General features: G+C 47.9%; 22 protein-coding genes. 18 read left to right on the forward strand and 4 right to left on the reverse strand.

The features are described 5' to 3' along the window. Positions 1-51: 51 nt before the first annotated feature. The 9 genes from ACL9RM_RS01585 to ACL9RM_RS01625 all read left to right on the forward strand — a co-directional run bounded on the left by ACL9RM_RS01585 (position 52) and on the right by ACL9RM_RS01625 (position 9,423). The gene (locus tag ACL9RM_RS01585; RefSeq protein ID WP_235306641.1) at positions 52-1,230 is read left to right on the forward strand and encodes an MFS transporter; all 1,179 of its coding nucleotides are present in this window, start codon (positions 52-54) and stop codon (positions 1,228-1,230) included. An 80-nt stretch (positions 1,231-1,310) separates the two neighbouring features. Beyond that, positions 1,311-1,454 (forward strand): RAxF-45 family protein, encoded by a 144-nt coding sequence (locus ACL9RM_RS01590; RefSeq protein ID WP_016822706.1) that lies wholly within the window; start codon positions 1,311-1,313, stop codon positions 1,452-1,454. A 103-nt stretch (positions 1,455-1,557) separates the two neighbouring features. Then, on the forward strand, positions 1,558-3,636 hold the full coding sequence (gene abc-f / locus ACL9RM_RS01595; RefSeq protein ID WP_250266910.1) for a ribosomal protection-like ABC-F family protein: 2,079 nt from the start codon (positions 1,558-1,560) through the stop codon (positions 3,634-3,636). A gap of 342 nt (positions 3,637-3,978) precedes the next feature. After that, a complete protein-coding gene (locus ACL9RM_RS01600; RefSeq protein ID WP_250266909.1) occupies positions 3,979-4,707 on the forward strand; it encodes an ABC transporter ATP-binding protein in 729 nt (242 codons plus the stop codon). Beyond that, on the forward strand, positions 4,704-5,504 hold the full coding sequence (locus ACL9RM_RS01605; protein ID WP_250266908.1) for an ABC transporter permease: 801 nt from the start codon (positions 4,704-4,706) through the stop codon (positions 5,502-5,504). The genes ACL9RM_RS01600 and ACL9RM_RS01605 overlap by 4 nt, the downstream gene beginning before the upstream one ends. A 14-nt stretch (positions 5,505-5,518) precedes the next feature. Beyond that, positions 5,519-6,286, forward strand: coding sequence for an ABC transporter permease (locus ACL9RM_RS01610; RefSeq protein ID WP_250266907.1), 768 nt, complete (start codon positions 5,519-5,521; stop codon positions 6,284-6,286). A 197-nt stretch (positions 6,287-6,483) separates the two neighbouring features. Further along, the gene (locus ACL9RM_RS01615; RefSeq protein WP_250268975.1) at positions 6,484-7,716 is read left to right on the forward strand and encodes an ABC transporter substrate-binding protein; all 1,233 of its coding nucleotides are present in this window, start codon (positions 6,484-6,486) and stop codon (positions 7,714-7,716) included. Positions 7,717-7,732: 16 nt separating this feature from the next. Further along, entirely contained in the window at positions 7,733-8,599 is an 867-nt protein-coding gene (locus ACL9RM_RS01620; RefSeq protein ID WP_069290633.1) for a carbohydrate ABC transporter permease, read from the forward strand. Beyond that, entirely contained in the window at positions 8,599-9,423 is an 825-nt protein-coding gene (locus ACL9RM_RS01625; protein WP_250266906.1) for a carbohydrate ABC transporter permease, read from the forward strand. The genes ACL9RM_RS01620 and ACL9RM_RS01625 overlap by 1 nt, the downstream gene beginning before the upstream one ends. A 108-nt stretch (positions 9,424-9,531) precedes the next feature. Here the strand turns inward: ACL9RM_RS01625 and ACL9RM_RS01630 are convergent, their stop codons facing one another. The 3 genes from ACL9RM_RS01630 to ACL9RM_RS01640 form a co-directional block, all read right to left on the reverse strand. Next, positions 9,532-11,217 (reverse strand): DUF4179 domain-containing protein, encoded by a 1,686-nt coding sequence (locus ACL9RM_RS01630; protein ID WP_250266905.1) that lies wholly within the window; start codon positions 11,215-11,217, stop codon positions 9,532-9,534. Next, a complete protein-coding gene (locus ACL9RM_RS01635) occupies positions 11,177-11,737 on the reverse strand; it encodes an RNA polymerase sigma factor (RefSeq protein ID WP_250266904.1) in 561 nt (186 codons plus the stop codon). The genes ACL9RM_RS01630 and ACL9RM_RS01635 overlap by 41 nt, the downstream gene beginning before the upstream one ends. 234 nt (positions 11,738-11,971) lie before the next feature. Then, the gene (locus tag ACL9RM_RS01640) at positions 11,972-12,979 is read right to left on the reverse strand and encodes an acryloyl-CoA reductase (RefSeq protein WP_250260157.1); all 1,008 of its coding nucleotides are present in this window, start codon (positions 12,977-12,979) and stop codon (positions 11,972-11,974) included. 357 nt (positions 12,980-13,336) lie between these two features. On the opposite strand from ACL9RM_RS01640, the gene ACL9RM_RS01645 reads away from it, so the two are divergent. The 3 genes from ACL9RM_RS01645 (at position 13,337) to ACL9RM_RS01655 (ending at position 16,203) form a co-directional block, all read left to right on the forward strand. After that, positions 13,337-14,746 (forward strand): MATE family efflux transporter, encoded by a 1,410-nt coding sequence (locus ACL9RM_RS01645; protein ID WP_023990870.1) that lies wholly within the window; start codon positions 13,337-13,339, stop codon positions 14,744-14,746. A gap of 257 nt (positions 14,747-15,003) precedes the next feature. Then, the gene (locus ACL9RM_RS01650) at positions 15,004-16,017 is read left to right on the forward strand and encodes a LacI family DNA-binding transcriptional regulator (protein ID WP_061831958.1); all 1,014 of its coding nucleotides are present in this window, start codon (positions 15,004-15,006) and stop codon (positions 16,015-16,017) included. A 9-nt stretch (positions 16,018-16,026) separates the two neighbouring features. After that, positions 16,027-16,203: a hypothetical protein gene (locus ACL9RM_RS01655; RefSeq protein WP_155765236.1), complete on the forward strand. Its 177-nt coding sequence runs from the start codon at positions 16,027-16,029 to the stop codon at positions 16,201-16,203. On the opposite strand, the gene ACL9RM_RS01660 is transcribed toward ACL9RM_RS01655, so the two are convergent. Next, the gene (locus ACL9RM_RS01660; RefSeq protein ID WP_250266903.1) at positions 16,200-17,156 is read right to left on the reverse strand and encodes a sugar kinase; all 957 of its coding nucleotides are present in this window, start codon (positions 17,154-17,156) and stop codon (positions 16,200-16,202) included. The two genes, ACL9RM_RS01655 and ACL9RM_RS01660, sit on opposite strands and share 4 nt — an antisense overlap. Before the next feature lie 340 nt (positions 17,157-17,496). Here ACL9RM_RS01660 and kduI point away from each other — a divergent pair, with 340 nt between their 5' ends. The 6 genes from kduI (at position 17,497) to ACL9RM_RS01690 (ending at position 23,948) form a co-directional block, all read left to right on the forward strand. Further along, on the forward strand, positions 17,497-18,327 hold the full coding sequence (gene kduI, locus ACL9RM_RS01665) for a 5-dehydro-4-deoxy-D-glucuronate isomerase (RefSeq protein ID WP_250266902.1): 831 nt from the start codon (positions 17,497-17,499) through the stop codon (positions 18,325-18,327). A gap of 79 nt (positions 18,328-18,406) precedes the next feature. Beyond that, positions 18,407-19,051, forward strand: a complete 645-nt coding sequence (locus ACL9RM_RS01670) for a bifunctional 2-keto-4-hydroxyglutarate aldolase/2-keto-3-deoxy-6-phosphogluconate aldolase (protein WP_025683172.1) — start codon at positions 18,407-18,409, stop codon at positions 19,049-19,051. A gap of 48 nt (positions 19,052-19,099) precedes the next feature. Continuing rightward, a complete protein-coding gene (gene kduD / locus ACL9RM_RS01675; protein WP_061831955.1) occupies positions 19,100-19,876 on the forward strand; it encodes a 2-dehydro-3-deoxy-D-gluconate 5-dehydrogenase KduD in 777 nt (258 codons plus the stop codon). Positions 19,877-20,122: 246 nt separating this feature from the next. Further along, positions 20,123-21,361, forward strand: coding sequence for a CynX/NimT family MFS transporter (locus ACL9RM_RS01680; protein ID WP_165177966.1), 1,239 nt, complete (start codon positions 20,123-20,125; stop codon positions 21,359-21,361). Continuing rightward, complete coding sequence (locus ACL9RM_RS01685) at positions 21,342-22,493, forward strand: winged helix-turn-helix domain-containing protein (RefSeq protein ID WP_250266901.1); 1,152 nt, start codon at positions 21,342-21,344, stop codon at positions 22,491-22,493. Before ACL9RM_RS01680 ends, ACL9RM_RS01685 begins: the two co-directional genes overlap by 20 nt. Before the next feature lie 93 nt (positions 22,494-22,586). Then, entirely contained in the window at positions 22,587-23,948 is a 1,362-nt protein-coding gene (locus ACL9RM_RS01690; protein WP_250266900.1) for an MFS transporter, read from the forward strand. Positions 23,949-23,957: the final 9 nt, after the last annotated feature.

Genomic DNA, 23,957 nt, shown 5'->3' on the forward strand with positions numbered 1-23,957 from the left:
TTTTTTTGCGTAATACGAGGGAATTTACATGACAGCAAAGGAGCTAATGTAATGAACTTCAAAGTAGTTATTTTAACGATTGCGACCTTTACGGTGGGGCTGGTGGAGCTGATTATCGGTGGCGTGCTACCCCAAATTGCACAGGATTTGAATGTCTCCGTAAGCACGGCAGGACAGCTTATCATGATCTATGCGCTCGTGTATGCTATTGCTGGGCCAACTCTGTTGGCGTTGACAGCCAAAATTGAACGAAAACGACTGTACCTGTGGTCGATGTTTATCTTTATTCTGGGAAGTCTGCTGGCCTTCTGGAGTCCGAATTATGCAGTCTTGTTTGTATCCCGTATCATTACCGCTGCAAGCGGGTCGCTGATCGTTACATTGTCACTGACCATTGCAGTCAAAGTGGTGTCCAAGGCTTATCAAGCCCGTGTCCTCGGTGTCATCTCCATGGGGGTTAGCTCCTCCATCGTTCTAGGTATTCCAGCCGGGGTGCTGATTGGAAATGCATTTGGCTGGCGGGTGCTTTTCCTGATCATTGCTTTGTTGACGGTCGTTGCTATGATCGTTATCAACTTGTTTATGGAGCGGATTCCGACAGAACATGTTGTACCTATGCGTGATCAGTTGAAATCCTTAAAAAATGTTAAAGTCATCAGTGCTCATTTGGTGACCACGCTGACACTGGCGGGCCATTACACGTTATATGCGTATTTCACTCCGTTTTTAGAAAATATGATGGGCTTGAACGCTTCGTGGGTTAGTGTGGCCTATTTTGTCTTTGGGCTGGCGGCAGTGAGCGGTGGTTTTATTGGCGGCTCTTTGGCAGATCGGTTCGGCACAGCGAAAAGTATTCTAGTCGTCGTAGGCGTGTTTATCGCCGTGATGTTCTTGCTGCCATTCTCAATTCACTCGATTTATGTATTTGCGCCACTACTGATTATCTGGGGCATACTGAGTTGGGCCTTGTCGCCCCCGATGCAAAGTTATCTTATTGAAAATGCACCCGAATCGGGTAGTATTCAGCAAAGCTTTAATTTCTCCGCGCTCCAGGTCGGGATCGCTCTCGGCTCTGCCTTGGGAGGAGTAGTGATTGAGAATAGTGAATCTGTTGCCACGAACGCTTGGGTAGGTGGGGCATTTGTGATTGTTGCTTTTGTCTGCGGCGTATTTTCGATTACCAGAGCCGGGACTTCGCAGGCTGTCAGAGGACACCACTCTGTTTCATAGTTCGATGGACCATCGTCCTCTTTCATAATACGAGCAAACATGTTATACTACACACAATTATGAAGAAGGAGGTGAGGTAGGTGAATCACGAGATGCTGAACAACCGTATTAGCCAGCTGCCGATTGCTATGGCTGGCATTGTTCATGCTTTTCCATACAACGGGAGAAGTCTGTCCAATTTTAATCATACGGTTGTAAACATCGCGAGAAGACGCCTACCTTAACTCGAACGGATTGCTGTATCTTCCGAAGAGTCGCGGGGTTGCTCCTGCGGCTCTTTTTGTGTTACCCGGGTAAGGGTCTTCCTAAATAAAGGAGAGCCTGAACATGTATATAGTAAACGGTCAACAATTGAAAAAATACCACGCTGCTAATCTGATTTTGGATGGTGCATCGTTTGATATCCATACGGGAGAAAAGGTGGGGCTCATCGGCCGCAACGGAAGCGGTAAAACCACCCTATTACGCCTAATCGCACGTTTGTCCCGCCCGGATGAAGGGCAGCTCGTCATCGCCAAGGATACAAAAATTGGCTATTTACCGCAAATTCCGGCGGAGTTTGAGAGCTTCACTGTGTACGAAACGCTTGCTTACGCCTATCGTGAGCTGAAGGATTGCCGTAATCAGATGACCACACTGGAACGGGAAATGTCAGATCCGGTTGTGGCAGCGGATGCGAGCCTTCTGGAGAAGCTACTGCAATCGTATGCTGCCTTGCAGGAACGGTTTGAACGCAATGGTGGCTATGAAATGGATGCAAACATTGACCAGGTAGCGGATGGGCTGCGTATTCCCAAAGGCATGTATACGCGCAGCTTCGGCTCGCTGTCGGGTGGAGAGAAAACAAAAATAGCGCTGGCATCACAGCTCATCGGACGACCGGATTTGCTGCTGCTGGATGAGCCGACCAACCATCTGGATTTGAAAGGGCTGGAGTGGCTGGAGCAATTTTTGCAGGGCTATACAGGTGCGTGTGTGGTTGTATCTCATGATCGTTATTTTCTGGATCGGGTCGCCGTTAAAATGATTGAGCTTGAGGATGGCGAGGCGTTTACGTATTATACGAACTACAGCGGCTATGTGAAGGAAAAGGAAGAACGATTGCTACTACAATTTGAAGATTATAAGGAACAGCAAAAGCGGATCAAAAAGATGAAAGAGGCCATTCGGCGTTTTGAAGAGTGGGGTCGCAATGGCGATAACGAAAAGTTTTTCAAAAAAGCAGCCTCCATTCGTAAGGCGTTGGAGCGCATGGAACTGGTGAAGCGGCCTGTATTGGACCCGCAGGGGGCGGAATTTCACTTAAAGCTGGAGGATCGTTCCGGTCGCCGAGTACTGCAGTTTGAAGAAATTGTTAAAGCCTATGGAGAGCGACAGATATTAAACGGGGCAACGGGTAGTCTGGAATTTGGCGAAAAGGTGGCCTTGCTGGGTGATAATGGGTCAGGTAAAACGACGTTGCTCAAGCTTCTGCTTGGTCAGGAAAGCGCAGATGCAGGCACGGTCCAGTGGGGTGCGCGCGTGGAGTACGGATATTTGGCGCAGCAAGAAAGAGAACGGAATAGCCGGGCGACTGTGCTTGCCTACTTCAAGGAGGAAGCAGGGGTGGAAGAAGGCGAGGCACGCGGGTTGCTAGCGAAGTATTTATTTTACGGTGCCGATGTGTTTAAGCCCGTGAGCATGCTGTCCGGTGGCGAATGGTCCCGCTTGCGGCTGGCGTTGCTGGTCATGAAAAAGCCAAATTTGTTGGTGCTGGATGAGCCGACGAACCATCTGGACATTGACTCACGCGAGGCACTGGAGGAAGCGCTGGACACCTACACGGGAACGGTGCTGGCGATTTCACATGACCGCTACTTTGTGAACAAGCTGGCAGGGCGCGTGTGGGAGCTGGAGGCTGGAAAGCTGACCTTTTATCTAGGCAGCTTTGATGAGTACCGAGCGAAGAAGCGTGAGCTGGAGAACGCTCGTCTACAGAGCGAGGGGGATACCGGGACACGCCCGACATCTGCAAGCAGAGCCGCATCGGGTGGCGGCTCGGGCTCGGGCTCAGCTGTACATTCCAGTGCAGCGAGCAATGGCATGGGGGCGGCTGTGCATACGGGAGCGACTACGGAAGACGATGCGAGCCGTGCACGCTCAGGTCGCTTGGGCTCGCCCGCTACCGGGTCTGGAGCACGCGAAGCGAAGGCCGCCGCGAAGCCATCACGCACGCCCGCTGCATCCAGCGAGCGGTTGGAGCAGGCCATCGCCGCCAAAGAAGCAGAATTGGTGGCGGCGGATGCCGAGCTGGAGCTGCTCGGCACAAGCGACGACACGATACACATGGCGGAGCTGTGGGACGCGCGTGAGCGACTGCAAGCGGAGCTGGACACGTTGCTCGGCGAGTGGGTTGAACTGGAGTAGGTGACAGGTTAGTAGTTACTGGATAGAAAACAGTTTATTTTATATAGAGGGTAGCCCTGAGGTAGAGCGTTTACTGAGGGGCTACCTTTTTTGCAGCGTAAAGACAAAGAGATCATCACGAAAATTAATGACCATTAATTAAGATAAATGGTATTGATGTGTCATTATCATTATATTTTACATATAAAGTGAGTTGTTTGCATTTCGCAACATGTGATATTTTTTAAATTGAATAAATAATTTGTTTCATTGTTAAGCGAAGTCTGTGTTGTCCATCATGATCTTACATATCAAATGCACGCGTTGGCTATGTTGTGATTTGTTATGGATGGAGGGAATAGTATGTCAGACTCCTTGCTGGAGGTCAGTCAGGTAACGAAAAGAATGGGGAAAAGGCATTTGTTAGACCGTGTTTCCTTTAAGCTTCAGAAAGGGAAGATATATGGATTCATCGGACCTAATGGAGCTGGTAAAACTACAATGATGCGAATCATGACCGGATTAATGCAGCCAACCAGCGGCTCTGTAAAGATAGCTTCATATGATGTACAGACGGATCGGGAAAAGGCGCTGTCCAAGGTGGGGGCTATCATTGAATCTCCGGTCTTTTTTGATTATATGACAGGCAGACAGGTTTTGCGCAATTTGTCACGGTTACACTCTGAGATTGTGCCCTCAGATCGGGAGATACATATTGAAGAGTTGCTTACAAAGGTGAGACTGGAAACACGGGGAGATGACAAGGTGAAGACCTATTCGCTGGGAATGAAGCAAAGGCTAGGTATTGCGCAGTCCATGCTGGGTGCTCCTGAGCTTTTATTGCTGGATGAACCGTCTAATGGGCTTGATCCTATGGGAATGCGGGAGCTGAGAGATATCGTGCTTCAGCTACGTGATTCAGCGAATTATGCCTTTTTTATCTCCAGTCATCTGTTGGATGAACTGCAACAGATGTGTGACGAACTCATTGTTATCAAAGAGGGCAGGCTAGTTTGGCAGGGACCTGCTGATCAACTAGTAGAGGACGGCCAACGGCTAGAGGATGCTTTCATGGGATTGATGGGACTATGAAATCATTAATATACAGTGAGTTCGAGCGATTATGGAGACGAAAGTGGTTCTGGCTCATGGTGTTATGTACGCCGCTGCTTGCTTGTTCGACAGGAGTATATTTTTTGCGCACGATGAAGGTTCCTGTTGAGGTATTATCTTTAAACTTTGTCGTTACTGGTCTGCGTGAGAATTTGTTTTTAGTATGCAACATAGCTGTAGCTGCTTTAGCTGCTGCTGTATATACAGAGGAATTTCGAAGCGGGCAACTGCGGTTGTTATTTATGCGCCGATTTACCCGCGGACAGATTTTCTGGAGTAAACTGCTGGTTTTAAATGCTACTATTTTGTTTCTTCTCATTGTATTTGCAGTATCATCGCAGGTGATCGTTGAAGTATGGACTCTTTCATATGATGTAAGTGATGCGGGGTTGTCCGAATCTCAAGGACTGCAGATGCTTAAATACTATGGTTGGGCGCTTGCCTCATTATTAGCAATATGCTCCTTCTATTGTTTCGTCGCTATGTATAGCAAAAGTGTAACGTATGCCATCGGTGTTTGTATGGTATACAATCTGGGTTCTCTATTGTTTGATTCATTATATTTAAAATTGGCCTCTTTTGTTTCCCATATCCCATACCTATACAATGTGATCGCATTTATGATTATTCCATATATGCAGCATACAGGATTAGATAGGTCCTTAATGGGCAATTCGTCTGTGAATGGGGCGATTATCACTGTTGTTAGTCTATATCTGATCTTGTTTACTTGGGGCGCATACCGCCGTTTTGTGACTGATGATTATCTGTATTAGGGGGGGATTTCCTCATGCTGGCAATCTGGCGAAGTGAAATGGAACGAATTTGGAATCGCAAATCCACTCTTTTATTATATATAGCCTATATATTCATCGTGGTTGCAATTATATGGAGCCATAAAGTAACGGGTACGAAGGTCTTACGTTTTGGTGAAGGAACTGTGGTCGTAAATAATCTGAACCTGCCGTGGCTGATGATGAGTGAGGTTGCCTTATTTCTAGTTACAGCAATCCTGCCCATTCTGTACGTGGATCAGTTAAGCGGCGATCTCTATTCTGGAGCATATAGGCTATATATGCTACGACCGTATCGACGTTTTCATTTTTGGTTTGCCAAGTTGCTCGCACTATCAGTCTCAACGGCCATTTTTATGGGGACAAGCTTGCTTATAGGTGTATTCGCTGGATGGTTGTTTTTCCCACACAGCTCTACTTTTTTTAAATATGGTTCATCCGTCGCCTCTTCCCCATCAGATGCCGTACCCTACATACTTTCGTTTTATTTGGTATTAACGCTGGTTTGCTTGGTAAAGCTCATGTTGAGTAGCACTGTATGTTTGTTCGTGTCACGGCCACTATTTGCTTATATAGTGATTCTTATCTTATCCGTATTTCTCTTTGAGTTGTTTAGGCCCCTCATTATGTTAATGGACCCATTTCAGCAAATAATGCTTGCTTTAAGAGTAGACAGTTCTTTTAATTTTTGGATGTGTGCAGGTGGATTGATTCTGGTAAGTATCATTATTAGTTTTACACGATGGGAAAAAAAGATTGTTTAGAAATAAGACTTGTAACCTGAACATCATAAAAGTAAAAGAAAGATCCAACCGACCGTTTGAGGGTCAATTGGATCTTTTTTAACATTGGTTCCTCCTGTTATCAGATTGTTGTAGCAGTATCGTTTCTTTTCCATAAGGGACGGGTATTAATTGTCTAGTTCCGCATAGATTGACATAGGGGAAGAGGAGGTATGAGTATGTGGTGTTGGGTCAAAAAGCTGTCTACACTGGCGGCGATCCTTTTATTGGCTTTTTTTGTAAGCGCATGCAACGAGGACGATGCTTCGGGTAAGGTGAAAATTGAGTTTTTTCAAAACAAGCCGGAGGCAAAGGGTTCATTCGATAAGCTAATCTCTCAATTCAATCAGGAACATCCCGGTATTGAAGTGACACAGGTCAACCCGCCAGAGGCAGAGACTGTGTTATTGACCCGGGTTGTCAAAAACGATGTACCTGACATTGTAGGGCTTGGGGCCACCGATACCTACTCCATTTTGGCACAAAGTGGTATTTTTACGGACCTGGCGAATACAGAATTGCCACGTACGATTGACCCGATTTACCTCAAAATGCTTAAGGATGTAACCGGGGTCGATCCCGTGTATGGAATTCCTTATGCTGCGAATGCGAATGGTGTGATGTATAACAAAACGCTTTTCAAGGAAATGGGATTACGGGTACCCAAAACGTGGGATGAGCTGATTGCAACGGCGCAAAAGATCAAGGCAGCTGGAAAAATCCCGTTCTATTTTACATATAAAGATGATTGGCAAACGAACCTCCCCTTTAATGCGCTGGGCCCGAATCTGGTGGGCATTGATTTTTTCCTGCAACGGCGTGAAAATCAGGTCACTTTTCAGGACAAGTACCGCGAGGTTGCGGAAAAGCAGCTGGAGCTATTGAAATACGGACATGGTGATAATTTTGGCAAAAACTATGCTGACGGTAATCGTGCCTTCGCTAACGGGCAGGGATTGATGTACATTCAGGGCTCGTGGGCCATATCTGAAATTCGCAAAGCCAATCCGAAAGTGGAGCTTGGATTTTTCCCATTACCAACAGGGAATGACGAAAAGGCAGTCAAGCTGGTGTCCGGTATAGATACGCTATTAGCCGTATCGGAGAGCACTCCGCATAAAAAGGAAGCCGAGGAGTTCATTGCCTTCTTGTTGAAGCCGGAGAACAGCAAGCAATACATTACAGAGCAAACGCTGTTTTCGGCGGTGAAGGGAGTCACGCAGGATGATCCGAGTGTGGCAGAGCTGTTGCCGTATTTTAAATCGGGCCGCGTCGTTGATTTTGCCGATCACTATATTCCCAAAGCGGTCCAATTGAATTCGATTGTGCAGGCCTTCCTGCAAAACAGAGACATCGACGCCTATCTAGCTAAGCTCGACCGTGAATGGAATAAGGTAGCTAACCGCCGATAGGAGAGGAGGAGGAGACATGAATAAGCGACTAACGACTTTTTACTGGATGACGGTGCCGGCAGTGCTATTGTTTTTTGTATTTTTGACCTTGCCTGCCTTGCAGGGCTTTTATTATTCGCTTACAAACTGGAACGGCTTTGGTCATCAGTATCACTTTGTCGGGTTTAAGAACTATATTAATTTGTTTCAGGACGACAATGTGGGGAACGCATACTGGTTTACTTTCAAATTTGCGATTGTGGTTACCATTGCGACTAATATCCTTAGTTTGCTGATTGCGCTAGGGCTGAATGCTAAAATACGGTTTCGTAACTTTTTCCGCGGTATTTATTTTCTGCCTAATATTTTGAGCGTGCTAATCGTGGGTTACATATTCAATTACTTGTTCTCGAACGTGTTTACGATTTGGGGGCAAAATTTAGGTATTACCTCATTGTCGACGAACATTTTGGGCAGTGAACAACTGGCTTGGGTGGGGGTTGTCATCGTAGCTGTATGGCAGGGGATTGCCTTTAATACGATTCTCTATCTGGCCGGGCTGCAAACCATTCCGACAAGTCTGTATGAGGCGTCCAACCTGGACGGTGCGGGTAAATGGCGCGAATTCTGGAGCATTACCTTTCCGTTAATTGCTCCGTTTTTCACGATTAATATGGTATTGGCGATGAAAAATTCCCTGATGGTGTTCGATCAGATCGTGGCTTTGACGAATGGCGGGCCGGGACGAGCCACCCAGTCGATTTCCCACCTGATATACACCGGGGGATTTAAAGGCGGAGAATTTGCTTATCAGTCGGCTAACTCTGTTATTTACTTTATTGTGATCGCGATCATTTCCATCTTACAGCTGCGATTCCTCCAGAGAAGGGAGATGGATAACTGATGAAAACAAGCAGACGTACCAACTGGCCTGTGCTGCTTCTGGTAGCGTTGGGGACAATATTTATCCTGTTTCCCCTCTATATGACGGTAACGATAGCACTTAAAAATCCCGAACAGATGGCGCACTCCGCCTTTGCCTTTCCGACCGAGCTGCATTGGGAAAATTTTAGTCGTGCAGTAGAAATGACCAACTTCTTCAGCGCTTTTCAGAACAGTGTGATGGTCACGACATCGACGGTCATATTGACTTTGCTAACCAATTCGATGGTCGCTTATGCGATTGCCCGTAATATGCAGCGACGCTTGTTTAAGGGATTATATTTTTACTTTGTGAGCGCCATGTTCATTCCGTTCCCGATCATTATGTTGCCGATTGTTAAATTGGCCTCGGGACTTCATATGACCAATCTGTTTGGCCTGATTATGCTGCATACGGTGTATGGTTTGGCGTTTAATGTTTTCGTCTATGTCGGCTATATCCGTTCCATTCCGGTGGCGCTGGAAGAGGCGGCTACGGTAGACGGGGCGACGACATGGGGCACGTTCTGGCGAATTATTTTTCCGTTGATGGCACCGATCAGTGCTACCGTGGGGATTCTCACCTGCCTGTCCACATATAACGACTTCCTGCTGCCGCTCATTATTATCAGCGATGCGGAGCAATATACGCTACCGCTCGTCCAGTATGTATTTCAGGGGCAGTTCAATACCGACTTTAATCTGGCCTTTGCCTCGTACCTGATGGCCTTGCTGCCGATGATTATTGTCTATCTGATTGCACAAAAATGGATTATCAATGGCGTTACGCAAGGTTCTGTAAAGTAGGACGGGAGTCAATCGTTCCAGGCAGACTGTGCCTTCATAGGAAAATAAAAAGGGGTTCCCTATACCACGGTTCACACAGGTATAGAGGACCCTCTTTTTATAGCATTGCTATTTGGATGCTTTGCTGTTGCTTGTCAGAGGCTGCAAGGGTACGGTTGTCTCTGCTTCCGGGTCGTCCGTTGTATAGTAGAACATATAGATAGAAGCTTCCTTCTTTTTGAAGTTCTTGTAGACATCCACTGCCTTGTTATTGCCGTCTCCGGCAAAATTGGCTGTGATCGGCTTGCCGATAATCCGTTCTTTACCCAGGCCAATATGCGTCTGGTTAATCCCTCCAAAGTGAGCATCCTCGCTTTCGGTTTCTACGAATAAGTCTGATCCTTGTTTGTAGTAGGTCCACTTCACAGGATAGCCACCGACTTGCGTCGTTAGTGTCTGTTTTTGCTCAGAAATATCAGTTAAACGCTGTGGCGTTTTGTCATCCGAATGGGTCGTAACCTTGTATTTGCCTGTAAAAGTAATAGGAGTGTCCTTGGTAATCACAAGATTGGAAGGTCGTTCAAAACGGATCGTGTTCAGATCGTGTTCCTGATCAGGTGAAGACCAACGACTACCTTCTAATGTTGTGCCGTTCACAGAAAGAAAGTACTTTTGATAAGGTAACATGGCGAATTTCTCCTTGCTTCTGATCGTGACACGGATTTGCGTAGGTGTGACAATCATTTGTTCTAGCAAAACATTTGGATTGCCTTTCTCCAGTGGGATATTCAGCGCACTTTTAATCGTCCCGCTTTCCATTTTCTTCTTGCTTAGCTGCAGATCAAAGTTTATGGGTTCATGTATACTTTTCTCAGTTTGTGCATATTGCAGTTTGAAAGCAGTCTGTCCTTCCGGTATATCTGCTTTAGTAAAATATTGTTGTGCGGTATACTCCCCGTTATCACCGGGTTTGCCAAAAGCCCCTCCAGGCTGCGACATCACAGGCTCGTCGCCTTTGTAGGCAATAATTTGTGGATTGTCCCATCTCTTTGGTATGGACGAATCGAAGGTAATCGCTGAGGACAGCATCAGTTTGTCCTTACCTTGTTCGAATACCTGTACCTTCATATCTTGTAAGCCGCTACGATCCAGCTTGAACGTCTGTATTTGAGGCGACCGAATATCGAGCGGCAAATCCAGTTCCTGAACGCTGGTGAGCTCTATATGATCTATGGTCAGCTGCACGTTCTCTGTTTCTTGCTGCGGTGTCCAGTCACTTTCAAAGTACCCGTTGTACCGTTGATTTTTCGGGTCCCATTGCTGAAAGTTATATTCCCCTGCACTGCTTTCCCCCGCGGCACTTTTTAGCGATACGCCTTTGACATTCCAAAACTCGTTGTCTGCTCGTTTTCCGACCTCCAAGCTGTACAGAATCACGGTCCGGTTTTCATCAACAATAGCGGTATGCAGCGTCAGCTTCACTCCGTCTCTGGTCACGGACTGCTCCAACGGTTGCCCGAGGTTTTGCTTTAATGCTGTCTGGATGCCACTTCTTCCGCGTAGCAGATTGTCCCAGTTGTAGTGGATGGCGGCATAGACAGGAACTGCAACCAGAAGTGCGCTTAGAGAGGCGGCAATAGCTATTTTGCGCCAGTTTCTGTGTCGGTGGGGAGTGAATGAATCGGAAGTGTCGGTTAGCGTAGGGGCAGTATGCCCTGTCTGTTCCATCCGGTTCCACATCTCACCGAAGTCAGGATAGGCCATTTCCGAATCATCATTTAACTTGCGCTTCAATGCCTTTTCTATGTTGTTCATAGTTCTCTCCTTCCATCTCGGGAATTTGTACCCCTGCATCCCGCAATATTTGCTCCAATAACTTTAGTCCTTTGTGAGTCCTCGATTTGACGGTTCCCAGCGGAATTTCTAGCAGTTTGGATATTTCCGCCAGCGTGAAATCATGCATATAGCGGAGTGTCAGCACAGCGCGGATTTTGGCCGGAAGGCGATTCATATAAACGGCCCATTCCTCTGCCGATTCGCGTTCTTCCACCAGCCTGTCTACAGGTTTACCTTCCGCCCCGCTAAATAGATAGGGATTAGCCGATACCTTCAAATGCAGGCTTTTCTGGCGTTTAAGGTGATTCAGACAATGATTGACCGTAATCTTCATAATCCAGGCTTTTAGTTGTTCGATCTGTTCACGATTGCTGCGAAACAGGATGATAAACACTTCCTGCGTTAAATCCTCTGCATCCGATGCATTATGTACCATGTAGTAGCAGGTTCGGTATACATCTCGTTGATACAAATCAAACAACTCTCGATTGCTCTCCAATGATGTGCTCTCCTTTCTCGTGCAGTTTATCTATATAACAACTGAGGTTCTCAAAAGGTTCATTTGGTTGCGAAAAGTAAACCGTCTGCTTCAAATGTACCACACGAAAAAAGAAGCCTGTAAATCTCAAAATTGCAGATTTACAGGCTTCTTACATGTTCCTAAGCTAGACCCTAAGGGATGACACTTCTTCACGCGAAAACACGTCAATGGATAGCTTGCGGACTACTCCGCTTAGTCAACCAGCCGTACTAGCGTTCTTCCTTGCGAGCGGGCTGCAAGTATGTCTTCGAGCGCGCTTGGCAGGTCGGCCAATCCGACTTCGCGCTCAACGAGCTGCTCCAGCTGTTCCGGCTTCCATTCGCTGCCGAGCCGCTTCCAGATTGCTACGCGAGTGTCGTATGGGCAGAAGACAGAGTCTATGCCCAGCAGACTTACGCCGCGCAAAATAAACGGCAGCACCGTCGTAGGCAGCTTGGTGCCTGCCGTCAGGCCGCTCACGGCAACGGAGCCGTTGTAGGCGATCTGGCTGAGCAGCGAAGCGAGCGGCTTTCCGCCTACAGGATCAACAGCTGCTTGCCAAAGCTGCTTGCCCAGCGGGCGGATGCTCTCCGCACCGTCGTAGACCTCCTCGCGGGAAATAACCTCGGCTGCTCCGAGCGCCTTGAGGTAATCGAGCGCATCGGCCTTGCCACTGCTGGCTACGACATGGTAGCCTCTCTTGTTCAGCAAGGCAATGGCTGCCCCGCCTACGCCGCCCGTCGCTCCGGTGACGAGTACCTTGCCCTGCTCGGGAGTAACGCCGTTTTGTTCCAGTCGATATAACGACAGGGCTGCGGTGAATCCGGCTGTCCCGAAAATCATTGCCTCTCTCGGCGTGAGTCCGTTTGGAAGTGGAACCACCCAGTCCGCAGGCACGCGTGCATATTGGCTGAATCCTCCGAATTGAGACACACCCAGCCCATATCCGGTAACGAGCACCGCTTGTCCTTCGCTAAAGCGGCTATCCTCCGAAGAGACGACGGTTCCCGAGCAATCTATGCCTGGTACGAACGGATAGGATTTGACAATATTGCCATCCTTGAGGGCAGCAAGCCCATCTTTATAATTGATGCTGGAATAAGCGACACGAATCAATACTTCTCCAGCAGGTAAACTGCTAGCTTCCAGAGAACGTACCTCTGCTTGAACTTCACCGTCCTGTGTCTGATCGACGACAAGAGCTTGAAATGATTGAGTCATCTGTAAAAGCCTCCTTTATTACCTTTTAACCCTATGGATATCCTATATATTCCATCTTTAATTCACAAATTATGCTTAGGAAGCATACAACAATCTTCACAACCTGTCAGCGGCAATGCTCACAGGCTCGTATTCTATTATACTCTTTAGCTCATAATTGCGTCGAAAAGACCAGACTACTGATATATTCTTGCAATATCCTGTTTCAATAAAGTTCGATAATCAATTATAAAGAGGGTGATAAATGAATTCTTACGCATTTTGCAAATCATTTTACGTAAACGGGATGTATTTTCAGAATGACTGTGCTAACATACCTTTTGATCGTTAAATAAATCTATGAAGAAAGGTGAATGAATGACAACCAGAGCACTAAAAAAAGGTTCGGTATTGTCCGAAGCTAAGGAACTGAATTTGTTCCGTTTAACATGGCCTATTTTCCTTGAATTGTTTCTGTTTATGCTAATGGGGAGCGTCGACACATTCATGATCAGTTCTGTATCTGATAATGCGGTGTCGGGTGTGGGCGCGTCCAATCAAATTATTTCAATTGCTATCCTTGTACTGGAGGTTATCGGCAACGGCGCTGCTATCGTCGTAGCTCAATATATCGGTTCTAAGAAACTAGTCGAAGCGGCCCAGGTTACAGGTACGGCCATTACGTTGAATTTGATGGTAGGTCTTTTGCTTAGCGTAATTTTTCTCGTATTTGGTACGCACATGTTGCAATGGCTGAATGTCCAGGGTGAGATTCTGGCTTACGCGGAGTCTTATATGAGCATCGTCGGAGGTGCCATTTTTCTTCAAGCATTGATTAATGCGCTGGCGGCGACTATTCGTACACATGGTTTTACCAAAGAAACAATGTATGTATCGGTTTTTATGAACGTGATCCACGTGGTCGGCAACTATGTTTTGATTTTTGGGCATTGGGGAATGCCTGCACTTGGAGTAGAAGGTGCTGCTATTTCTACAGTAGGTAGCCGCTTTATTTGTCTCCTGATCTTCTTCTGGCTGATGTACCGGGTCACTGAGGTTCGTGTCGAGTGGAAATATTACGTCCAATTGTCCAAAAAGTTCATCTCTAAAATATTGCGCATTGGTGTACCATCCGCGCTGGAGTCCATTATGTATCAGTCGTGTCAGCTCATCTTCACACTGTACGTGACTTATCTGGGCGCAGAAGCAATGGCGACACGTCAATATGCGAATAATATTTCAAGCTATATTTACTTGTTCAGTATGGCAGTCGGTATGGGTACGGCTATTGTGGTAGGAAGGCTCGTGGGAGCCAGACAGAAGGATACTGCCTATAAACGTGTACTGACCAGTGTGAAATGGGCGTTGCTCGTGACCGTGATTATTGATGCGGTGGTCATCTTTTTCCGTGTTCCCTTGCTTGGTTTGTTCACGGAAAACCCTGAAATTATTCGTTTGGGAGCACAGGTCATTTTACTTAGCATTCTGCTAGAAACTGGCCGGACCACGAATATCGTCATTATTAACTCGTTACGTGCTGCTGGAGATGCGAAGTTCCCGGTCTTTATGGGTCTGATCTCCATGGTCTGTATGAGCTTGCCGCTTGGTTATCTGCTTGTGTTCAAGCTGGACATGGGGCTCGCCGGTGTGTGGCTGGCCATTGCTGCTGATGAATGGACTCGTGCTGTCATCATGTATGCCCGCTGGAAAAGCCGTTTATGGGAAAAGCATGCGCTGGTCGAGCACGATACACCAGATCAGTCTGCAACGCCCGTTCCGGCACATTGATGTCGAGCAGCATTTAGGGCCAGCTGGAACCTAGCTTTTCGATAAAGTTGTGTACGCGGAGGCAGTTCAAGAGAACATCTTGAACTGCCTCTTTTTGCTGCTGGAGAACCATACTTCTACACGGGGGCACGATAGGCAACTTTGAAGTTCGACTTATATCATAATGGCATCCATAAATAGAAGTATGGTAAATTTACTAAAAAAAAGATATACTTTTGTTGCACTAACGCAGTACATGAAAGACAAGGAGTGTACCGATGAAGAAGCCGACGATTGAAGATGTTGCCCAGAAGGCAGGAGTGTCTAAAAGCACTGTCTCGCAATTTCTGAACAAACGATATAAATATATGAGCGACCAGACCAGAGACCGGATTGCCGAGGTTATTCAAGAGCTGAACTATCAGCCTAACGGGCTGGCCCGCAGCTTGAAGCAAAACCGGACGTTTATGGTGGGGGTCATTGTAGCCAACATTGACTATACCCTTTCGATCCAGTCTATCCGTGCGATTGAGGAGGAATTGCAGCGTTTTGGCATTCAGGTGATTATTTGCAACGCCGATGAAAATCCAGACAAGGAGGGTCAGTATATTGAGATGCTCAAGGCTCGGCAGGTAGATGGCCTGATCATCTTCCCGACAGGCAAGCATGCAGATATTTACAACCAGCTCATTCGTGAAAAGTATCCGTTAGTGTTTTTGGACCGTTTGGTAGATGGGGTAAATACGCGCAGCCTGCTACTGGATAACGAAATGGCGATTAAGCTGGCGATTCAGGAACTTGTGGCTCACAAGCATGAGCGAATTGCGCTGATTACCTTGCCCCTTGGCCTGAATCGGATTACTCCACGAGTGGAGCGGCTAAGCGGATACAAAAAGGCGCTGGAGGAGCATGGCTTGCCATCTCGTGAAGAATATATGCACAGTGTGCCGAGAGAAGAAATCCAGCAGACGCTGAAGGAGTTGTTCCAACTGCCGGAGCCGCCGACTGCGCTGTTGGCCGGGAATGATATCGTGTTGGCTGAGGTGTTGAAGTATGTGAATGCCCGTCGTATACGTATTCCGGCAGAGCTGTCCATTATCGGGATTGACGATGCGGAGTTTGCCCATATTTACAATCCGCCGATTACGACCATTACACAACCCATTGCGGATATGGGGAAGCAGGCGGCAAAAACACTGCTGTCCAGCATTGAGGAAGGCGGAGAATCAGTCCCGATTATTTACCGATTTGTGCCGGATATCAATCGGGGAGAATCCGTCAAAACACTGTAGACGAGCAATGTGTCATATATTATAAAAATAGCCCGTATTCCTTTGTACGATCTGAGTATGCGTATGCTGCTCAGATCGTACAAACGCGAATACGGGCTATTGGAAGTTAAGGCTGACTTTGGATTCGGCCTTGTTGAGCTTGCGCTTATAGCGGTGAAGGTTATGCGGGGAATAAACCCCGACTAATTTGTGCTGGCGCTGAGCAAAAAGGATTCCAGCTCGGCTCGTGTCGGATAGCCGTCCATATCTCCGGCTGACATGACGGCCAGTGCGCCGAGGGCATTCCCGCGTTTGACTGCTTCTGCCAGGGGCAAGCCCTCCAGCAGCGCGCTGATAACGCCTGCGGCAAATCCGTCACCGGCACCGACGGTATCCACGACATGATCTACGCGGAAACGTTTGACATATCCCTCCGCATCTGCGGATTTGTAATAGGCGCCTTCGGTTCCCAGCTTGATAATGACCAGCGAGGTGCCGCGATCGAGGTAGAACGAAGCGATATCCTCCGGTGAGGTGTAGCCTGTTAATATTTTACCTTCATGAATGCCGGGTAGAAGCCAGTCGCACCCCTCAGATGCCTCATTAATCGCCTCCACCATCGTTTTCGTGTCAGGCCATAACTTAGGTCTAAGGTTCGGATCAAAGGATACGGTTTTGCCAGCCTTTTTCATAAATTGCCGCGCATGACGTGCGAAATCACGGCACTCAGGGGAGAGGGCGACAGAAATACCTGTAAAATGCAGATGGCGAGCTCCGGAAAAGTAAGCCTCGTTAAAATCTGCGATGCTTAATGTAGAAGCGGCGGAATGTTTGCGGAAATATTCCACCTCGGGGTCCCCACTTGTAACTTTGGATTTAATCAGCATGCCGGTAGAGTGGTCTTTGGTAAACATGACGTTCTGTGTGTCGATCCCTTCCTGACGTAGCGCACTGGCAATGAACTTGCCGAACGTATCCTCGCCGAGTTTGGTCACGAGTCCCGCCCGTAGACCCAAACGCGCCAAACCGGCTGAAACATTCGTCTCTGCCCCGGCCAACGCTTTGGTGAATGAACGCACCTCATCCAGAGAGCCTGCTTCATTGGCATAAAACATGGCCATCGGTTCTCCGAAGGTAACAGCATCCAATGTTGCGGTCATTTGTATTCCTCCTTATGTTTAGTAAACTTAATCTGTAAGCGCATGCACCAACTGAATAAATTGAAATTATCACATAAATCGGTTTTTCACAATGATGAAGTTGATATATTGGCTAAAAACTTTTTAGGTAATACAGATAAAAAAATGTGGTTTTGTTTATCAAAAGGTAAAAAGTGTGTAAAACTTCGTATGTACTAAGGGTTTTTCTAGGAATAGTGAAGTTTTGGGTTGACACCCTCTTAGATAATTATTACAATTCTAGCTAAGAAGTAGAGTTAGAAACCGCTTTTATAACAATTCCGTTGATAAAAAAGTTTATCTAAACAGGAGGAATGTTTTTATGGAAATGCGTTATTCAACTCATCCCGAACATGCCAAGCATTTTACGACTGAAGAGTTGCGTCAGCACTATTTGATCCAGGAACTGTTTGTACCTGAGGAGGTAAAGCTGGTCTATACGCATGAAGATCGTGTCATTATCGGGGGCATTTATCCCGTGAATAAATCTGTTGCACTGGAAGGTAACGATCAAATCAAAGCAGAAACTTTCCTGGAGCGCCGCGAACTGGGCATTTTTAATGTCGGCGGCAGCGGTACGGTCAAGGTGGACGGTGAAACTTACGAGCTGGCCACAAAAGACTGTCTCTATGTAGGCAGAGGGGCCAAGGAGTTGATCTTTGAAAGCGATTCCAGTGAAAAGCCTGCGAAATTTTATATCGTTTCGGCCCTGGCTCATACTACGTATCCGACGACGAAGCAGTCTTTTGCCGATGTACCGTCTGAAAGTCTGGGTTCACAGGAAACAGCTAACAACCGTACGTTGCGTCGCTTTATCCATGATGAAGGCATTCAAAGTTGCCAATTGGTTATGGGGATGACGACGTTGGAGAACGGCAGTGTGTGGAACTCCATGCCGACACATGTTCATGACCGTCGTATGGAAGTGTATTTCTACTTTGAACTGGATGAGAATGCGAGAATGTTCCACCTGATGGGTGAACCGAACGAAACGCGCCATCTGGTGATGAAAAATGATGAAGCCGTTATTTCTCCACCTTGGTCTATCCACTGCGGTGCGGCTACGGGCAGCTATACCTTCATTTGGGGCATGGCCGGTGAAAATAAAACATATAAAGACATGGATCAGGTTGCCATGAGCGAGTTGCGTTAATCCAATCAGTGTATTGGAGCGTGAACCTGCAAGTGGCTGAGGGTACATGGTCATCCCATTCGTGGAAAGGATCAGGAACATGACGAAAAAGAAAGTTTTGGAACATATCACTTCAGTAGGTGTCGTCGCAGTCATTCGGGGAAACACGGCGGAGGAAGCATATCTAATGTCTAAAGCCTGCATTGAAGGCGGCTTGGATAATATTGAGCTTACGTTTACGACGCCGGATGCGGATCAGGTCATTCGAAGATTGAGAGACGAATTTAAGGATCGGGCAGTGATTGGTGCAGGAACGGTACTGGAGTCACTGACGGCAAGAATTGCTATTCTAGCCGGAGCTGAGTTTGTCGTGAGTCCTTCTTTTGAAGAAGAAACAGCGAAGCTATGCAATTTGTACGCGATTCCTTATATGCCCGGCTGTATGACGCTGAATGAGATCAAGGAAGCCATGAAATTGGGTAGCGATGTCGTGAAGTTGTTCCCAGGCAGTGCAATGGGGGCGGACTTTGTGAAGGCTGTCAGAGGTCCAATGCCTCATGTACAGATTATGCCAACTGGTGGCGTTGATCTGGACAATATGGAAACCTGGCTGCGTAACGGATGTGTAGCCGTGGGAATTGGGGGTAATTTGACGGCTCCAGCCAAGGAAGGTCGCTACGACTTGATCACAGAAAATGCAGCACGTTATGTAGCTAAATATAAGGAAGTACGCGCAGCGCTGTAGGCTTCAGGAATTATAGGTTTTAAACTAATTTGTGATGGAGGCGTAGGCATGGGTCTGGACAATTTTTCATTGGATTTTTTCAGTCTAAAAGGTAAAACGGCGATTGTAACAGGAGGCAACACTGGTTTGGGTCAAGGATATTCCGTAGCTTTGGCCAAAGCAGGTGCAAATCTGTTCATTGTAGCTAACAATGATGAATATGAAGAAACAAGACGTTTGCTGGAGCCAACGGGTGTGAAGGTTGCCTTTTATCAGGCTGATCTGACAGAGAAAGAATCCATTAAAAAAATTGTAGAAGAATGCGTCAATGAATTCGGTAAAATTGATATCCTTGTAAACAATGCAGGTACGATTCGTCGCGCCCCTCTGCTGGAGTATAAAGATGAGGATTGGGACGCTGTTATGGAGATTAACCTGAATGCCGTATATCACCTGAGCCAGGAAGTGGCAAAGGTGATGGTAGAGCAAAAAAGCGGGAAGATTATCAATGTCGCTTCTATGCTTGCTTTTCAGGGTGGCAAATTCGTTCCGCCGTATACAGCGAGCAAGCATGCGGTAGCTGGTTTGACCAAGGCATTTGCGAATGAGCTGGCGGTTCATAACGTTCAGATTAATGCGATTGCACCGGGTTATATTGCTACGGCAAATACAGCTCCAATCCGTGCGGATGAAAGTCGCAATCAAGAAATCTTGTCGCGTATTCCTGCGGGTCGTTGGGGCGATCCGTCTGATTTGATGGGAGTTGTGGTTTTCCTCGCTAGTCAGGGTTCCGACTATATGAACGGTCATATCTTGGCGGTGGACGGCGGCTGGCTGGTACGTTAAGCAGCGCTGGTCGCATCGAAGTTTATGAACTGAAAGCTGCCTCAAAAGGAAACTATCCTTTCAGGCAGCTTTTATTTTTTAATGAAGCTATATGCTGAACTTGAAGACTTGGAGCGCTGTTTCGATCCGTCCTATGCATATGGCACGAATGCCTTTATAATTTAATGAGATAAAAATTGCTAGGCTCCAGCCGTACACTTGGTTGGAGCCTTTGAGCATAACACAGATAGATAGGAGAATGGAGAGATGAGTTCACAGCAACACCAACGAGCTTTGGTATACAAATCTTTGTGGCATGCCGGTCCTTGGGTGCTTGCCATAGGGATCATTCTGGTAGGTGCCAATCTGCGCGCCTCGATTACCTCGGTAGGACCTCTTATCGGTTTGATTAAGGATTCTTTGCATATTTCGAATACACTGAGTGGCCTATTAACGACATTGCCGTTGCTGGCTTTTGCTCTGTTGTCGCCTTTTGTAGCCAAACTGTCGCGCCGCTTCGGGTCATCTCTTATTATTTTTGCAGCCTTGCTGCTGTTGACCGCAGGTATTGTGGTGCGCTCAACGCTGGGGGTGACCGCATTATTTGTCGGGACCGCCATGCTGGGACTGGCTATTGCCGTGTGTAATGTGTTGCTGCCCAGTCTGATCAAAGAGGAGTTTCCTCGCAACAGCGGACTGATGACCGGCGTATACTCAGTATCCATGAATGTGGTTGCTGCAACAGCATCCGGGCTGAGTATACCGCTGGCTCTGAACGGAGGTATGGGCTGGCGAGGTGCTTTGGGAATATGGGCGATTGTGGGTGTCGTAGGTATTTTACTCTGGGTGCCCCAGCTCCTTAAGGCGCGCAAAACAGCCAATAAAGCGGCAGTGTCCGCGCGAACCGTGAATGTGTATACATCGTCTTTGGCTTGGAAGGTGACGCTGTTTATGGGGCTGCAATCTGCCCTGTTCTATGTTCCTGCCGCTTGGTTTCCCGAAATGATGAGCGGACAGGGGATGGATTCAGAGACTGCGGGATGGATGCTGTCCGTGCTGCAGTTTTCACAAATGCCATTTACTTTTATTGTGCCTATTTGGGCAGCGCGGGTGAAGGATCAGCGGGTATTGGTTCTGATTATGGCTGCGCTGTATTTTATCGGTTTGGGTGGATTTCTGCTTGGGGCTACACAGTGGAGTGTGATTTGGGTCATTTGTATCGGTATAGCGGGTGGTTTTGCTTTCCCGTTAGTGATGATGTTCTTTAATTTGCGGACGCGGACACCGCAGCAGGCAGCAGAGCTGTCTGGTATGGCACAATCCTTTGGTTATTTGCTAGCAGCAACAGGACCGACGCTGTTCGGTTATTTGCATGATGCGACGCAAGGCTGGACAATCCCGCTGCTGCTGCTCTTGTGTCTGAGTGTGTTGCTTATGTTTATAGGGCTAGGTGCAGCTAAGAAACGATATGTCGGAGGCGAGGTGGATGATCAGGCTACAATTTGATGCAGATGGCTACAGCGTGGTCTGTAATGCAGATCGTGTTATGTTGTTGGCTAAAGAATTTGCGCTGTTGCGCTTTCTGTACGATAACCGGAATCAGGTGTTCACCCGGGAACAACTGCTGGATCGTGTGTGGCCGCTGGAGTATCCGGTGGAGCGTACGGTGGATGATCATATCTACAGATTACGCAAAAAACTGAAGTCATGGGATGGGCTCCGTATTCATACGGTTAGAGGGTATGGCTACAGCTTGACCTTGACTGACGTGCAGCCACAGAATCATCCGTCCTTGCTCGATCAGGAGGTGCAGGACGCCGTACATGGACTTTTCCGGAAATACCAGCTGTTGGGGCAGGGAAATTCCATCGTAGCGCTGGCTGCCCAGCAGGAGCAGATGGGTTTTCAAATGTCCGCCTTTTATCAAATGTATACCCGTTTTGTACAGGCGGATGTGTCCTGGTTCTTGAAGCGGGAGGATTTTGCCCTTGTAGACCGATTGTATTGGATGTTGCTGCTATTTACGGGCACAGCAGGGGTAACGAATGAGGAGATTGCTCTATGTGAGTGTGCGCTTTCCAGCAGGCTGCTGTCCAGTGAACAGGAACGGGAATTACGCATTCTCAACATTTTGGAGGCTTATGTGGAAAATGGAGAACCTGAACGCGCACAGGCAGGTCTACCACTTACCTGGAGGGTCATGGAGCGGGATGATCTCGATAAATTTGTGATGCCTGTTGCACTGATGGAGATGTACATGCATCTGGTTTCCAATCAAATGGAAAAGGCTGCGGAACTGTCTGATCGTCTGGAAGGCATGCTGTCGGAGGCTCCGTATTTGCGTGAACTGGGCCGTTATCGCATGATGCGCGGACTTATGCTTTTGCGTACTGGAGATGTGAACAATGCCGAGCGGCTTATGGATGAAGGGTTGGATACCCTTGATATGGCTAAACAGAATTTGCTAAAAATCAAGGCCGTCTGCCAAATCCGCGGTTTTTTGAAGCTCTGCGGTTCTTATCCCGCGCTGGAAGAGAAATATGCGGCTCAATATGATCGGCTTGACAGGGATAACAGTTTAACACTGCATCGTCAGGCGCTAAGGCACTGGTTGGAGCAAACACTTTCTGTCGTCTGATGTTTTTAGCTGTCTGATTTTCCTCTGATATAGACCCGCTAGAATGTTCTTATAGCTAAAAGAAGCTGAAAATGAGAGCAGGGTGAGTAGATAATGAAGGAAAAGAAAGAACTGCAATCCACGCCTAGCATTTGGCGCAATGGCCGTTTTCGGCGGATGTTTGCGGCGCACACGGCTGCCTCCTTTGGCGATTGGTTTGATGCTATCGCCATTCAGGTGCTTGTTGCCTATCGCTGGGAAGCCGACCCTATGATGATTGCGCTGATTCCGGTAGTGATGGCCCTACCGGGTCTGCTGCTGGGTTCCATCGCGGGCACGTTAGCCGACCGGGTACACAAGGCCCGGCTGATGATCGTCTGCGATGCAGCTATTGCCTTATTGACGCTGGCGATCCTCGCCGTCCCGGGCCCGGCGTGGCTGCTGCCTTTGCTCGGTCTGCGTGCGGCGGCTGGCGTATTCCAAATGCCTTCACAGCAAGGCTTAACCCGCACGGTAGTCGCCAGCGACGACCTGTTTCGGGCGACCTCGCTGAATGGGCTGGTCAATCAGGCTTCCAAAGTGGCGGGGCCATTACTGGGCGCTATGACCTTGACTGTGTTGTCCCCTCAGGCATGCATTATTCTCAATGCATTGCTGCGTCTCTGTTCCGGCCTGCTGCTGTGGCCGTTGCGGGGAATCGGTCCGGCGCTGGTCAGCGCAGACCAACAAGCTGTTGCAGCCGGGCAGCAAGGAAAGTCGGCTGCGCATACAGCGCCTAAGGCCGATGAAGCCAAAATGCGGGAGGAGCATGTCCGCGCATCTCGTTTTTTCAACCAATGGCGCGAGGGCTGGGCGTTCTTATGGCGCAGTCGAATGCTTTTGCATACGCTTATATTCGGACTTTTCGGCTTGATCGCCATTCTCATGATCGACTACCAGTTCCCTACATTGCTGCGAGTGCTCGCTCCGGGTAATGAATCACTGCTTGGCTGGCTGGTTTCAGCCATTGGTGCTGGTGCTGTCGGCTGCATGCTTGTGCTTAATCGCTTGAATCGCATAAGCGCAGGCTGGGGGCTCGGTGGTGGATATGTGCTGGTTGGCGGAGCTATTGCTGCTTTAGGCTGGGCACAACCCGGAACAGGATTGCCCGTACTGCTTATGATCGGGGCCGTGCTGGGCGTGGGCAACGGCCTGTACATTATCACCCAGAATTATATATTACAAGCCAAAACCCCTGCTGATATGGTGGGGCGCGTCTTTGGTATCCAAAGTACCGTGATTGGAGCAATCATGGTCGTTTGCCCGCTTGCAGGGGGAGTATTAATCCGAATAGCAGGGGCGGGAACGGCTTTTGTCTGGATCGGGATGACTGTTGGAATCTTGGGTTTGGCAGGCCTGCTGCTTCAATCCGTAATTTGGCGCGAGTCCCTCGCTGATTCTAGCCTGACTACGGAGCAAAATGCAGACCTTGCGTAGTCAAACTTG

The organism is Paenibacillus sp. S29 (assembly GCF_049319765.1).
Taxonomy (GTDB): domain Bacteria; phylum Bacillota; class Bacilli; order Paenibacillales; family Paenibacillaceae; genus Paenibacillus; species Paenibacillus polymyxa_B.